We start from the raw sequence: 11869 nt of genomic DNA on the forward strand, positions 1-11869 counted from the left end.
GGCGGCCGCCACATCAGCCGCCGGTGGCTGGGTGAAAAAAGGCAGGGTCTGCTCACGGCAGGCCTGCCAATCGGCGGCGCAGGTGGCTGCATCGAGCCGTTCGCCGGGGGCATCGGCCAGCATCTGCGGGCCGGCGGCGGCCACGGCGGCCACAGCGCCGCGCAGGCGCACGTAGAGGTGTTCGGGCGCATCCGCTGCCGTGCTGTCGCGCACCCAGCAACTGGCGTTGAGCGGCAGCGGCTGGGCGCGCCAGCGCGCCAGTTGCTGCAACGCGGCCGCTTGCGGCAGTTCGAAGCGCAGCGTCGCCTCGGCCGGTGGCAGCGGCAGCACCTTGAGCGAGACCTGCGCCAGCACCCCGAGGCTGCCCAGGCTGCCCGCGTACAAGCGGCTGAGGTCGTAGCCGGCCACGTTTTTCATCACCTGGCCGCCAAACTCCAGGTACTGGCCGCGCCCGTTGACCGCATGCACCCCAAGCACGAAGTCGCGCAGCGCCCCTACGCTGGCGCGGGCCGGGCCGCTCAGGCCCGCCGCCACCGCCCCGCCAACGGTGGCCCCGGGGCCATGGTGCGGTGGCTCGAAGGCCAAATACTGGCCCTGCTCGGCCAGCAGCACCTCCAGCTCGGCCAGCGGCGTGCCGGCGCGTGCCGTCACCACCAGCTCCGAGGGCTCGTAGGCCACGATGCCGCGGTACGCGCTGGTGCGCAGCTCGACCAAGGCTGGATCGTGGGGCGGGCTCAGAAAAGCCTTGCTGCCGGCGCCGACGATGCACACACGCCGACCTTCTTGGCGTGCTGTGTGCAGTTGCTCGATCCAAGTTTGGAGGGCGGGGGCCAAGGGGGGGCTGGCTGAATCGGAAGGGGCTTGCATGGCCCCAATGGTAGCGCCGCTGCCGGCGGCGGCCGCATGATTTTTTTTAACGCCCGGCCTCAGTCCCAGTACAGCGGCACGGGCAAACCAGGCGTGTCGACGCGGCGCGCAAACACGGCCCCCGACTGCGGGTGGCGCGCGAGCCCAGCGGCGCTGAGGCCGGCGCGCATGGAGGTGACGAACAGGGTGCGGCCGTCTTGCCCGCCCAGGCACGAGCCGCTGGGGTAGAGTGCCGGGACCGCCCAGTCAAGCAAGGTGCGGCCATTGCCATCTAGGCACCGCGCCCGACCGGTGGCGATCAGGGTGACCCAATAGTTTCCGGCTTGATCGAGGGTGCCACTGCGGGGCAGCCCCTCGAAAGCCGCCTCGATTGAGACGGACTGGGCGCCGGGCGCGGTCGGGTTCACCACAAAGCGCGCCAAGGGCATCGGCGCGCTCAGCTCGGGTGGCCAGCTACCGGGCTGTGACAGCGCCGCCTGCACGACTTCCCCAAGGCGGGTGTTGCACCACGTGGCGCTGCGGCCGTCGGGGCTCCAAGACAGGCCCAGGCAGTCGCCCACGTGCTGTCGAATCGGTTCCAGCGGCGGCTGGCTGGAGCTGCGCGCGCGCAGGCAATACAGGGTGCAGGAGGGGCTGGGGCGATGGGCGGCTGGCCGCGTTTGGGCGACCAGCCACAGGCGCCCCCAAGGGTCGCAGGTGCCGGCGCGCCACAGCGAGTCGGCGTCGATCGGGGGCAGTGGGGCCAGCAAGGTGGGCACATCCAGCCAGGTGTTGGCATGGTAGAGGCCATCGCCCAGCAGCAGCACAAAGCCGCCACTGCGGCAAGGGGTCAGGCCCGTGATGGGGCTGGCAAAGCCCCAGTGTTCGGCGCGCCCACTGGGCAGGTGCAGCCGCCAGGCGCGCTTGAGCGGCGGATCGATCCAGTACAGGCGCTCTTCGCGCGCGCTCCAGAACGGCGCCTCGCCCGAGGCGCACAGCACATCGCTCACGACTTGCCATTCGGCGCTGACGGTATCGGCCATGCTTCTTATCCTTTCCCTATCGGCTCCGGGCTACACTAGCCGCATGTTGTGGGTCAAAGCCTTTCATATTATCTTCGTGGCCAGCTGGTTTGCGGGGCTTTTTTATTTGCCGCGCATTTTTGTTAATTTGGCGCTGGTCGCACCGGGCAGCGAGGCCGAGCGTGCGCGCCTGCTGCTGATGGCGCGCAAGCTGCTGCGCTTCATGACGCTGCTGGCCGTGCCGGCTTTGGGGCTGGGTTTGTGGTTGTGGATCGGCTATGGCATCGGTTGGGGGCCTGGCAACGGCTGGATGCACGCCAAGCTGCTGGTGGTGCTGCTGCTGCTGGCTTACCACGGCTATTGCACCGTATTGTTGCGCGCTTTTGAGTTGGGACGCAACCGGCGCAGCCACGTTTGGTACCGCTGGTTCAATGAAGCGCCGGTGTTGTTGCTGGTGGCGGGGGTGTTGTTGGTGGTGCTCAAGCCCTTTTGAGGCGCGCCGCCCGATTGTCTGCGCCTGCGTGTCTGCTGCCGGCCCTTTGATTGCCTGATCCGATTTGCGCCATGCGTCCACTCGGCCCCCTGTCCCCCGCCTCCAAGCCGCCTTCGCTGGCGCTGCTGCTGGCGTTGTTGTACGCGCTGCTGGTGGTGTATGCCAGCCTGTATCCGTTTAGCGGATGGCGCTACCAAGGGGTGGCGCTGTGGGCTTTCCTGCAAGCGCCTTGGCCCGTGCACTGGACCGTTTTCGATGTGGCCGCCAACCTGTTGGCCTACGTGCCGCTGGGGCTGTGGCTGACTTTGGCGGTGGCGCGCCACGGCAGTTGGCGCAGGGCCGCCGGTGTAGGCTTGCTGCTGCCCTGCCTGTTGTCGCTGGGGCTTGAAAGCGCGCAAGGGCTGCTGGTGCAGCACCGGGTGCCGTCGCAGGTGGATTGGCTGCTCAACACAACGGGCGCTGCCGTGGGGGTGGGGCTGGCGCTGTGGCTGTTGCGCTCGCGCTGGATGGCCCGCTGGAGCGCCTTTCACCAGACCGGACTGGTGCCGCAGACCTGCGGTGCCCCGCTGCTGCTGGCGCTGTGGCCGCTGGCTTTGATTTACCCCACCTCGGTGCCCTTTGGCCTGGGCCAGATCTGGCCCCGAATCGAGCGCGCGCTCTACGAGTGGACCGAGGGCAGTTTTCTGCAGCCTTGGTTGCCCACGCCCATGCCCGAACTGCCCCTGAGCCCGCTCACCGAGGCGATTGTGGTGGCCTTGTGCATCTGGGCGCCGCTGCTGCTGGGCTACGCGGTGCTGCGTCGGGTTGGGCAGCGTTTTGTTTTTTTGCTGCTGGCGCTTGCCATGGGGCTGCTGGCCCTGCTGCTGTCGGCCAGCCTGACATGGGGGCCCACGCACGCCTGGGCGTGGCTGACCCCATCGGCCTCGCTGGGTTTGAGCTTTGCGCTGGCCTTGGCGCTGCTCAGTCTGGCCTTGGGGCACCGGGCCGCTGCCGTCTTGTCTTTGCTGGTGTGGGTGCTGGCGCTGGCCCTGCTCAACCGCGCCCCCGAAGTGCCGTACTTTGCCCAGTCCTTGCAGATTTGGGAGTGGGGGCGCTTCATTCAGTTGCATGGCCTGTCGCAGTGGCTGGGGGGCCTGTGGCCTTTCGCAGCGCTGTGGGTGGGTTTGCGGCTGGCTTTGCGGGCCGCGCCGGGGCAGGTCTACAATCGCCGCGCATGAACCCAGCCCCATCCGCGCCGAGCTACTACCAGCGCCACATTTTTTTCTGCCTCAACCAACGCGACAACGGCCAGTCCTGCTGCGCCGAGCAGGGCGCGCAGCAAGGTTTTGATCACTGCAAGGCGCGCATCAAGTCCTTGGGCCTAGACGGCCCGGGCCGGGTGCGGGTCAACAAGGCGGGTTGCCTAGACCGCTGCGCCGGCGGGCCGGTGGCGGTGGTGTACCCCGAGGGCGTGTGGTACACCTACGTCGATCGTGCCGATTTGGATGAGATCATCGAGTCGCATCTGCGCGACGGGGTGCCGGTGCAGCGCCTCATGCTCGCCCCCGAGGTGGGGCGCTGACCCCAGCGTGCCGGCATGAATCCGCACACCCTTACCCGCCTCGTGCAAGGCCCACAGGGGGCGCTGGAAGTGGCGATCGACGAACCGCTGCAGGCCCGCGCCGGCGCCGGCGTGGCGCTGATTGCCCACCCGCACCCGCTGTTTGGGGGCACGCTGCACAACAAGGTGGTGCAAACGCTGGCGCGGGCGCACGTGCAGCAGGGCTGGCGCGTGTTGCGCTTTAATTTTCGCGGCGTCGGGGCCAGCGCCGGGGTGCACGACCACGGCGTGGGCGAAACCGACGACCTGCTGGCGCTGTTGCGGCTCGAGGCCGCGCACGGGCCACTGGCTTTGGCCGGGTTTTCCTTTGGCGCCTACGTGGTGCTGCGGGCCCTGCAGCAACTGGCGCCGCAGCGGCCGCTGCATTCGGTGCTGCTGGTGGGGGCGGCGGCCAGCCGCTTCGAGCTGCCCGCCCTGCCGGCCGAACTCCATGAGCGCACCGCACTCCTACACGGCGAGGTCGATGACACGGTGCCCTTGGCCGCCGTGCTCGACTGGGCCCGGCCGCAGAGCCTGCCCATTACCGTGGTGCCCGGCGTCGAGCATTTTTTTCACGGCCGCTTGGGCCTGCTCAAGTCGCTGGCGCTGCGGCATTTGCGCGCCTGCGAGGCCGAGACCTGAACCCTTTTTACCCCGACCATGACCCAATTGAATCGCCCCAACTTGTTGCTGTGCCTGTTGGCCGCTTGGCTGTTGGGCGCCTCGGGTGGGGCTTGGGCCAGCAGCCCACAGCCGCCCGAGATCGCCGCGCGCGCCTTTGTGCTGCTCGATGCCACCGCCGGCCAGGTGCTGGCGGCGCGCGAAGCCGAGCTGGAAGTCGAGCCGGCTTCGCTGACCAAGCTGATGACGGCTTACTTGGTGTTCGAGGCCTTGCGCGCGGGCCGCATCGAGCGCACCCAAGCCCTGACGGTGAGCGAACGCGCCTGGCGCATGCCCGGCGCGCGCCTGTTTGTGCCGCAAGGGGCGCAGGTGCCGGTGGACGACTTGCTCAAGGGCATGATCGTGCTCTCGGCCAACGACGCCACCATCGCCTTGGCCGAGGGCGTGGCGGGCTCGGTGGAGCGTTTTGTTGAGCGCATGAACCAGCAGGCTCGGGTGTTGGGCCTGTCGCGCACGCGCTTTCTCAACCCCGAGGGCCTGAGCGCGCCCGGACACCGCAGCACGGCGCGCGATTTGGCGCTGCTGGCCCAGCGCCTGAGCCAGGATTTTCCCGAGTTCATGCCTTACTTTGCCATCCAGCGCTACCGTTACCCCGGTGCGCCGGCGGTCAATGAAAACAACCGCAACCTGCTGCTGCTGCGCGACCCCACCGTCGACGGCATGAAAACCGGCCACACCGAGGCCGCCGGTTACGGCATGGTGGCCAGCGCCCAGCGCCCCTTGGCCGGGCTGGGCCAGGGGGCGGCCGGGCAGCGCCGCCTGATCGCCGTGGTGCTGGGGGCGGCCAGCGAAAACGCCCGCGCCGCCCAGAGCCAGACCCTGCTCAACTGGGGCTATTCGGCCTTTGAAGCGGTGCGCCTGTTTGCCCCGGGGCAGCCCGTGGCCACGCCGCCGGTGTGGCAGGGCCGTGCCAGCACGGTCCCGCTCGGGCGCGCCGAGGGGGTGGTGGTGGCGGTGCCGGCCGGCCAAGCGGCGGGGCTGCGCACCGAGCTGCTGCGGCCCGAGCCCTTGCTGGCCCCCTTGCTCAAAGACCAGCCGCTGGGCACGCTGCGGGTGCGCAACGCCCGCGGCGATGTGGTGGCCGACGTGCCGCTGTTCGTGCTCGAAACCGTGCCGCAAGCCGGCCTGCTGGGGCGCTTTTGGGGTGCGCTGCGGCTCTGGCTGCAGTAGTCGAGCGCTGGGGTGGGGATTGGGCTGTGCAACGCGGCCGATCCGTGCCAGACTGGGGTCCGATCCTGTGCCGATTGCGCCATCTGCCACGCGCAGTGGCTCCGGCTCGGTTCGATCCACCCACAGGAGTAAGCGCATGACTGCCATGATGAAAGCCGCCATTTTTGTCGAGCCGGGCCGCATCGAGCTGGCCGACAAACCCATCCCCGACGTGGGCCCCAACGATGCCTTGGTGCGCATCAGCACCACCACCATTTGCGGCACCGACGTGCACATCCTCAAGGGCGAGTACCCGGTGGCCAAAGGGCTCACGGTGGGGCACGAACCGGTGGGGGTGATCGAAAAACTCGGCAGCGCCGTGTCGGGCTACCAAGAAGGCCAGCGCGTCATCGCCGGGGCCATCTGCCCCAACTTCAACTCCTACGCGGCGCAAGACGGCGTGCCCTCGCAAGACGGCAGCTACTTGGTGGCATCGGGCCGCTGCGGTTGCCACGGCTACAAGGCCACCGCCGGCTGGCGCTTTGGCAACCTGATCGACGGCACCCAGGCCGAGTACGTGCTGGTGCCCGATGCGCAAGCCAACTTGGCCCCGGTGCCCGAAGGCCTTACCGACGAGCAGGTGCTGATGTGCCCCGACATCATGTCCACCGGCTTCAAGGGCGCAGAGAACGCCAACATCCGCATCGGCGACACGGTGGTGGTGTTTGCCCAAGGGCCGATCGGGCTGTGCGCCACGGCGGGCGCGCGCCTGCTCGGGGCCAGCACCATCATCGGCGTCGATGGCAACGATCACCGGCTGCAGATCGCCAAAAAAATGGGGGCCGACATCACCCTCAATTTCAAGCAGTGCGACGTGGTGGCCGAGGTCATGCGCCTGACTGGCGGACGCGGGGCCGATTCCGCCATCGAGGCGCTGGGCCTGCAATCCACCTTCGAGGCATCGTTGCGCGTGCTCAAACCCGGCGGCACGCTCTCAAGCCTGGGGGTTTATTCCGAAGACCTAAAAATCCCGCTCTCGGCCTTTGCGGCCGGGCTGGGCGACCACCGCATCGTCACCGCGCTGTGCCCGGGCGGCAAGGAGCGCATGCGCCGCCTGATGAACGTGGTGGCCAGCGGGCGCCTCGATCTGGGCCTGCTGGTGACGCACCAGTTCCGGCTCGACGACATCGTCGCGGCCTACGATTTGTTTGCCAACCAGCGCGACGGCGTGCTCAAGGTGGCGATCAAGCCCTGAGCGGCGGCGCGGCCAGCGCCGGTTTTTTGATGCGGCGCAGCAAAGCGGTGCGAATCCCGTTATAGTGGCCTCAGGAACTTGGGCGGCCGCTGGGCCTCCCACGTTTGGCCGCCCATTTGGGTAAGCGTTTTTTTGAAAGCTCTGCGTGAAACTGTTGCTCTGGGTCGTGACCCTGTTGATTTTGTTGCTCTGGACCGGAACCATCTGGGTCTTTACCGGCTTGGCCGATTGGCTGGCGGCGCAGGTCGCCACCGGCGAGGCGGCCAATCTGGCCGCCATCATCGCGCAGTGGCCGGTGCCGCCCGAACTCGCGCCGTGGATAGGCGAGGCGTTTCTGCTGCCGCTGCGCGATCTGTTTGCCTGGACGGTCGGGGTGCTGGAGTCGCTGCTGCCGTTTCTGCCCAGCTTGGTGGGCATTTTGTCGGTGCTGCTGTGGGTGCTCTGGTTCATCGTGGCAGCCATCATCGTGGTGCTGGCGCTGCTGGGCCATTGGGCGCTGAGCAAGGCGCAAGGCTTGAAGCGCAGCCTGCGCCGCCCGGCCTGAACCGGTCTGAGCGCCCAAATCTGAACCCGAATTGGCCCCTCAAGCCGCCACCCGCATGAGCCCCAACCCCGACATCTGCCCGCGCACTTGGGCGCAGCGCTGCCGTGCTTGGGGCCAAGGGCTGGGCGCGGCGGGCGCTGGCGCTGCGGTACCGGGTGGGGCGCAGGGCATCAGCATCGCCGAACTGGTGGACCTGCACGGTCGCGGCGGTTCGCGCCCCTTGCTGTTGATGCTGCTGGCCTGCCTGTGCCTGCCGCCCATCATGGGGCTGGGCACCGCCATGAGCCTGGCCATGTTTGCCATCGCTTGGCAGTGGGGGCACCCGTCGGCGGCCCCCTTGCCGCAGCGGCTCGGGCGCGCGCGCCTCAACCCCGCCTGGAGCCGGCGCACCCTGCACGCGCTGGCCTGGTTGCACGACTGCGCCGCCACCTGGATCCGGCCGCGCCTGACGTGGCTCTCGCACCGCGCCAGCCACACCTGGTGGGCGCTGTGGATCGTCTGGATGGCGCTGCTGATCTTCATTCCGTTGCCGCTGGGCAACATCTTGCCCGGCTTGGGTCTGATTGCGCTGTGCCTGGGCTGGATGCACCGCGACGGCCTCATGCTGCTGCTCTCGCTGCTGCTGGGCGCCATCGGCACCGCCTACGCCTCGGGCATCGTGGCCGTGGCGGTGCTGGCGGCTTGGCGCGCCTTTGGGGCAGTCTACCCACCTTTGGCTTGACCGGCGCGCGGCTTTCGTGCTACAGTCACAGGCTTTTCGGATTCATCCCGAAGGGTTCGCCGTTTGCCTTGGGGGCAAAAGGTGCTGTTTTCATTTCCAAACGTTTAGGGACGTTTTTTCAATGCCAACCATTAACCAACTCGTGCGCCAGGGCCGGGAGGTCGAACAGACCAAATCCAAGAGCCCGGCCATGGAAAACTGCCCGCAGCGCCGTGGCGTCTGCACCCGCGTCTACACCACGACGCCCAAAAAGCCGAACTCGGCGCTGCGCAAGGTCGCCAAGGTGCGCCTGACCAACGGCTTCGAGGTCATCTCCTACATCGGCGGCGAAGGCCACAACCTGCAAGAGCACAGCGTGGTGCTGGTGCGCGGCGGCCGGGTCAAGGATCTGCCCGGCGTGCGCTACCACATCGTGCGCGGCTCGCTGGACTTGCAAGGCGTGAAAGACCGCAAGCAGTCGCGCTCCAAGTACGGTGCCAAACGGCCCAAAGCCAAGTAAGCCATTCATTTTGTTGCAGGCCGAGGTCGGCTTGTGATCGGTGTTGCCGGTGCGCGTGGCGCGCATGTCGGTGGCGTATGGCCCCAACGCACGCTGTGTGCGCGGGTCGAGTAAGTGGGGGCCATGAAGGCTCTCGCGGTGCCGCACAGCGGTGCCAACTGAAGCATAAGAGGTGTAAAAATGCCACGTCGTCGCGAAGTCCCTAAACGTGAAATCCTGCCGGACCCCAAGTACGGCAATGTCGAGCTGTCCAAGTTCATGAACGTGATCATGGAAGGCGGCAAAAAAGCGGTCGCCGAGCGCATCATTTACGGCGCGCTCGAAACCATGGAGAAAAAATCCGGCAAAGACCCGCTGGAGCTGTTCACCACCGCCATCAACAACGTCAAGCCCATGGTGGAAGTGAAATCGCGCCGCGTCGGCGGGGCCAACTACCAGGTGCCGGTCGAAGTGCGCCCGGTGCGCCGCTTGGCGCTCTCGATGCGCTGGATCAAGCAGGCGGCGCGCAAGCGCGGCGAAAAATCCATGGCCCTGCGCTTGGCCAACGAGCTGCTGGAGGCCAACGAAGGCCGTGGCGGCGCCATGAAGCGGCGCGATGAGGTGCACCGCATGGCCGAGGCCAACAAGGCCTTTAGCCACTTCCGCTTCTAAGCCGCACTGGCCCTAGGCCGCTCGCCTATCGCTTACCCCCAAGCCCGCCGCACTCCCAGCCGAGGTGGCGGGCTTGGCCCGTATTTTTCGGAGAATTTTTCATGCCCCGCAACACGCCCATCGAGCGCTACCGCAACATCGGTATTTCGGCCCACATCGACGCCGGCAAGACCACCACCACCGAGCGCATCCTGTTTTACACCGGGGTTAACCACAAAATCGGTGAAGTGCACGACGGTGCCGCCACCATGGACTGGATGGAGCAAGAGCAAGAGCGTGGCATCACCATCACCTCGGCCGCCACCACCTGCTACTGGAAGGGCATGGACCTGTCCTTCCCCGAGCACCGCTTCAACATCATCGACACCCCCGGCCACGTGGACTTCACGATCGAGGTCGAGCGCTCCATGCGCGTGCTGGACGGCGCCTGCATGGTCTATTGCGCCGTGGGCGGGGTGCAGCCGCAGTCCGAAACGGTCTGGCGCCAGGCCACCAAATACAAGGTGCCCCGGCTGGCCTTCGTCAACAAGATGGACCGCACCGGCGCCAACTTCTTCAAGGTCTACGATCAGATGCGCCTGCGCCTGAAGGCCAACCCAGTGCCGGTGGTGATCCCGATTGGGGCCGAAGAGGGCTTCAAGGGCGTGGTCGACCTGATCAAGATGAAGGCCATTTATTGGGACGACGCCTCGCAGGGCATGAAGTTCGACTACCGCGAGATTCCGGCCGAGCTGCAAGCCAGCGCCGAAGAGTGGCGCGAGAAGATGGTCGAGGCCGCTGCCGAAGCCAACGAGGAGCTGATGAACAAGTACCTCGAAGGCGGCGACTTGAGCGAGGACGAAATCAAGTTGGGGCTGCGTGCCCGCACCCTTGCGGCCGAAATTCAGCCCATGCTGTGCGGCAGCGCCTTCAAAAACAAGGGCGTGCAGCGCATGCTCGACGCCGTGGTCGATTTCCTGCCCTCGCCGGTTGACATTCCGCCGGTGGGCGGCAGCGGCGACGACGAGCAGCCCACCAGCCGCCGCGCCGACGACTCCGAGAAGCTGGCCGCGCTGGCCTTTAAGCTCATGACCGACCCCTTCGTCGGCCAACTCACCTTTGTGCGCGTCTATTCGGGCGTGCTGAAAAAAGGCGACACGGTCTATAACCCGATCAAGGGCAAGAAGGAGCGCATCGGGCGCATCGTGCAGATGCACGCCAACAACCGCATCGAGGTCGAAGAAATCCGCGCCGGCGACATCGCCGCCTGCGTCGGCCTCAAGGAAGTCACCACCGGTGAAACCCTGTGCGACCCCTCGGCCATCATCACGCTGGAGCGCATGGTGTTCCCCGAGCCCGTGATCGCTCAGGCGGTGGAGCCCAAGACCAAGGCCGACCAGGAAAAAATGGGCATCGCCCTGAGCCGCCTGGCCTCGGAAGACCCGTCGTTCCGCGTCAAGACCGACGAGGAATCGGGCCAGACCATCATCGCCGGCATGGGCGAGCTGCACTTGGAAATCATCGTCGACCGCATGAAGCGCGAGTTCGGCGTTGAGGCCAACGTCGGCAAGCCACAAGTGGCCTACCGCGAGACCATCCGCGGCACCATCGAAGACTCCGAAGGCAAGTTCGTGCGCCAGTCCGGCGGCAAGGGCCAGTACGGCCACGTGGTGCTCAAGATCGAGCCGCAAGAGCCAGGCAAGGGCTTCGAGTTCGTCGATGCCATCAAGGGCGGTGTGGTGCCGCGCGAGTTCATTCCGGCGGTGGAAAAAGGCGTGGTCGAAGCGCTCAACACCGGCGTGCTGGCGGGCTACCCAGTGGTCGATGTCAAGGTCACGCTGCACTTTGGCTCCTACCACGATGTGGACTCCTCCGAGCAGGCCTTCAAAATGGCGGCCATTTTTGGCTTCAAGGAAGGCTGCCGCAAAGCGCAGCCGGTGATCCTTGAGCCCATGATGGCGGTTGAAGTGGAAACCCCGGAAGACTACGCCGGCAACGTGATGGGCGACCTCTCCAGCCGCCGTGGCATGGTGCAGGGCATGGAAGACATGGTCGGTGGCGGCAAGGCCATCAAGGCCGAAGTGCCGCTTTCGGAAATGTTTGGCTACTCGACCACGCTGCGCTCGATGTCGCAGGGCCGTGCCACCTACACGATGGAATTCAAGCACTACTCGGAAGCCCCGCGCAACGTGCAAGAAGCCATTATTTCGGCCCGCGCCAAGTAAGTTTCCCGGCCTGCGCGCTGCCGCACCGGCTTCGGTTGCGGCGCGCAAAGCCCCGGTCTGAGGTGCCCCACCTAGGGAGGCGGCGTTGCCCGTGACGCCGCCGCCACCGCAGACCTTAAACCCACACGGGCTTTGTTCTTTTTTCATTCAAGGATATTTGCATCATGGCAAAGGAAAAATTCCAGCGGACCAAGCCGCACGTCAACGTAGGCACCATCGGCCACG

The 11869-nt window shown here is 66.7% G+C and carries 13 protein-coding genes; 11 read left to right on the forward strand and 2 right to left on the reverse strand.

Translation table 11 applies throughout. From position 1 onward, the window contains the following. The coding region (glcE, locus tag SRAH_RS11540) for a glycolate oxidase subunit GlcE (RefSeq protein ID WP_029463490.1) at window positions 1-834 on the reverse strand (834 nt) is incomplete at its 3' end. Window positions 835-926: 92 nt separating this feature from the next. Further along, the gene (locus SRAH_RS11545; RefSeq protein ID WP_029463491.1) at window positions 927-1889 is read right to left on the reverse strand and encodes an SMP-30/gluconolactonase/LRE family protein; all 963 of its coding nucleotides are present in this window, start codon (window positions 1887-1889) and stop codon (window positions 927-929) included. 43 nt (window positions 1890-1932) lie between these two features. Between SRAH_RS11545 and SRAH_RS11550 the strand changes: the two genes are divergently transcribed. The 11 genes from SRAH_RS11550 (at window position 1933) to fusA (ending at window position 11644) form a co-directional block, all read left to right on the forward strand. After that, complete coding sequence (locus SRAH_RS11550; protein ID WP_029463492.1) at window positions 1933-2361, forward strand: CopD family protein; 429 nt, start codon at window positions 1933-1935, stop codon at window positions 2359-2361. A 71-nt stretch (window positions 2362-2432) separates the two neighbouring features. Beyond that, window positions 2433-3578: a VanZ family protein gene (locus tag SRAH_RS11555; RefSeq protein ID WP_029463493.1), complete on the forward strand. Its 1146-nt coding sequence runs from the start codon at window positions 2433-2435 to the stop codon at window positions 3576-3578. Beyond that, window positions 3575-3922: a (2Fe-2S) ferredoxin domain-containing protein gene (locus tag SRAH_RS11560; RefSeq protein WP_029463494.1), complete on the forward strand. Its 348-nt coding sequence runs from the start codon at window positions 3575-3577 to the stop codon at window positions 3920-3922. Before SRAH_RS11555 ends, SRAH_RS11560 begins: the two co-directional genes overlap by 4 nt. Window positions 3923-3937: 15 nt before the next feature. Beyond that, the gene (locus tag SRAH_RS11565; RefSeq protein ID WP_029463495.1) at window positions 3938-4582 is read left to right on the forward strand and encodes an alpha/beta hydrolase; all 645 of its coding nucleotides are present in this window, start codon (window positions 3938-3940) and stop codon (window positions 4580-4582) included. Window positions 4583-4600: 18 nt separating this feature from the next. Further along, a complete protein-coding gene (locus SRAH_RS11570) occupies window positions 4601-5791 on the forward strand; it encodes a D-alanyl-D-alanine carboxypeptidase family protein (RefSeq protein WP_029463496.1) in 1191 nt (396 codons plus the stop codon). Between the two features lie 136 nt (window positions 5792-5927). Then, on the forward strand, window positions 5928-7025 hold the full coding sequence (locus SRAH_RS11575; RefSeq protein WP_029463497.1) for an NAD(P)-dependent alcohol dehydrogenase: 1098 nt from the start codon (window positions 5928-5930) through the stop codon (window positions 7023-7025). Window positions 7026-7170: 145 nt separating this feature from the next. Further along, a complete protein-coding gene (locus tag SRAH_RS11580; protein ID WP_029463498.1) occupies window positions 7171-7569 on the forward strand; it encodes a hypothetical protein in 399 nt (132 codons plus the stop codon). Between the two features lie 55 nt (window positions 7570-7624). Continuing rightward, window positions 7625-8290, forward strand: coding sequence for an exopolysaccharide biosynthesis protein (locus SRAH_RS11585; RefSeq protein WP_029463499.1), 666 nt, complete (start codon window positions 7625-7627; stop codon window positions 8288-8290). A 121-nt stretch (window positions 8291-8411) separates the two neighbouring features. After that, window positions 8412-8789, forward strand: a complete 378-nt coding sequence (rpsL, locus tag SRAH_RS11590) for a 30S ribosomal protein S12 (RefSeq protein WP_029463500.1) — start codon at window positions 8412-8414, stop codon at window positions 8787-8789. A 180-nt stretch (window positions 8790-8969) separates the two neighbouring features. Continuing rightward, window positions 8970-9440, forward strand: a complete 471-nt coding sequence (gene rpsG / locus SRAH_RS11600; protein ID WP_029463501.1) for a 30S ribosomal protein S7 — start codon at window positions 8970-8972, stop codon at window positions 9438-9440. Between the two features lie 101 nt (window positions 9441-9541). Then, a complete protein-coding gene (gene fusA / locus SRAH_RS11605) occupies window positions 9542-11644 on the forward strand; it encodes an elongation factor G (protein WP_029463502.1) in 2103 nt (700 codons plus the stop codon). Window positions 11645-11869 lie beyond the last annotated feature (225 nt).

This window comes from Serpentinimonas barnesii (assembly GCF_000696225.1).
Taxonomy (GTDB): Bacteria; Pseudomonadota; Gammaproteobacteria; order Burkholderiales; family Burkholderiaceae_C; genus Serpentinimonas; species Serpentinimonas barnesii.

Excerpts from the sequence above, each read along its gene's own strand:
- SRAH_RS11565 (WP_029463495.1), top strand. The coding sequence starts at position 3,938 with ATGAATCCGCACACCCTTACCCGCCTCGTGCAAGGCCCACAGGGGGCG.
- SRAH_RS11575 (WP_029463497.1), top strand. The coding sequence starts at position 5,928 with ATGACTGCCATGATGAAAGCCGCCATTTTTGTCGAGCCGGGCCGCATC.
- rpsG (WP_029463501.1), top strand. The coding sequence starts at position 8,970 with ATGCCACGTCGTCGCGAAGTCCCTAAACGTGAAATCCTGCCGGACCCC.
- fusA (WP_029463502.1), top strand. The coding sequence starts at position 9,542 with ATGCCCCGCAACACGCCCATCGAGCGCTACCGCAACATCGGTATTTCG.
- SRAH_RS11560 (WP_029463494.1), top strand. The coding sequence starts at position 3,575 with ATGAACCCAGCCCCATCCGCGCCGAGCTACTACCAGCGCCACATTTTT.
- SRAH_RS11550 (WP_029463492.1), top strand. The coding sequence starts at position 1,933 with ATGTTGTGGGTCAAAGCCTTTCATATTATCTTCGTGGCCAGCTGGTTT.
- rpsL (WP_029463500.1), top strand. The coding sequence starts at position 8,412 with ATGCCAACCATTAACCAACTCGTGCGCCAGGGCCGGGAGGTCGAACAG.
- SRAH_RS11545 (WP_029463491.1), bottom strand. The coding sequence starts at position 1,889 with ATGGCCGATACCGTCAGCGCCGAATGGCAAGTCGTGAGCGATGTGCTG.
- SRAH_RS11555 (WP_029463493.1), top strand. The coding sequence starts at position 2,433 with ATGCGTCCACTCGGCCCCCTGTCCCCCGCCTCCAAGCCGCCTTCGCTG.
- SRAH_RS11585 (WP_029463499.1), top strand. The coding sequence starts at position 7,625 with ATGAGCCCCAACCCCGACATCTGCCCGCGCACTTGGGCGCAGCGCTGC.
- SRAH_RS11570 (WP_029463496.1), top strand. The coding sequence starts at position 4,601 with ATGACCCAATTGAATCGCCCCAACTTGTTGCTGTGCCTGTTGGCCGCT.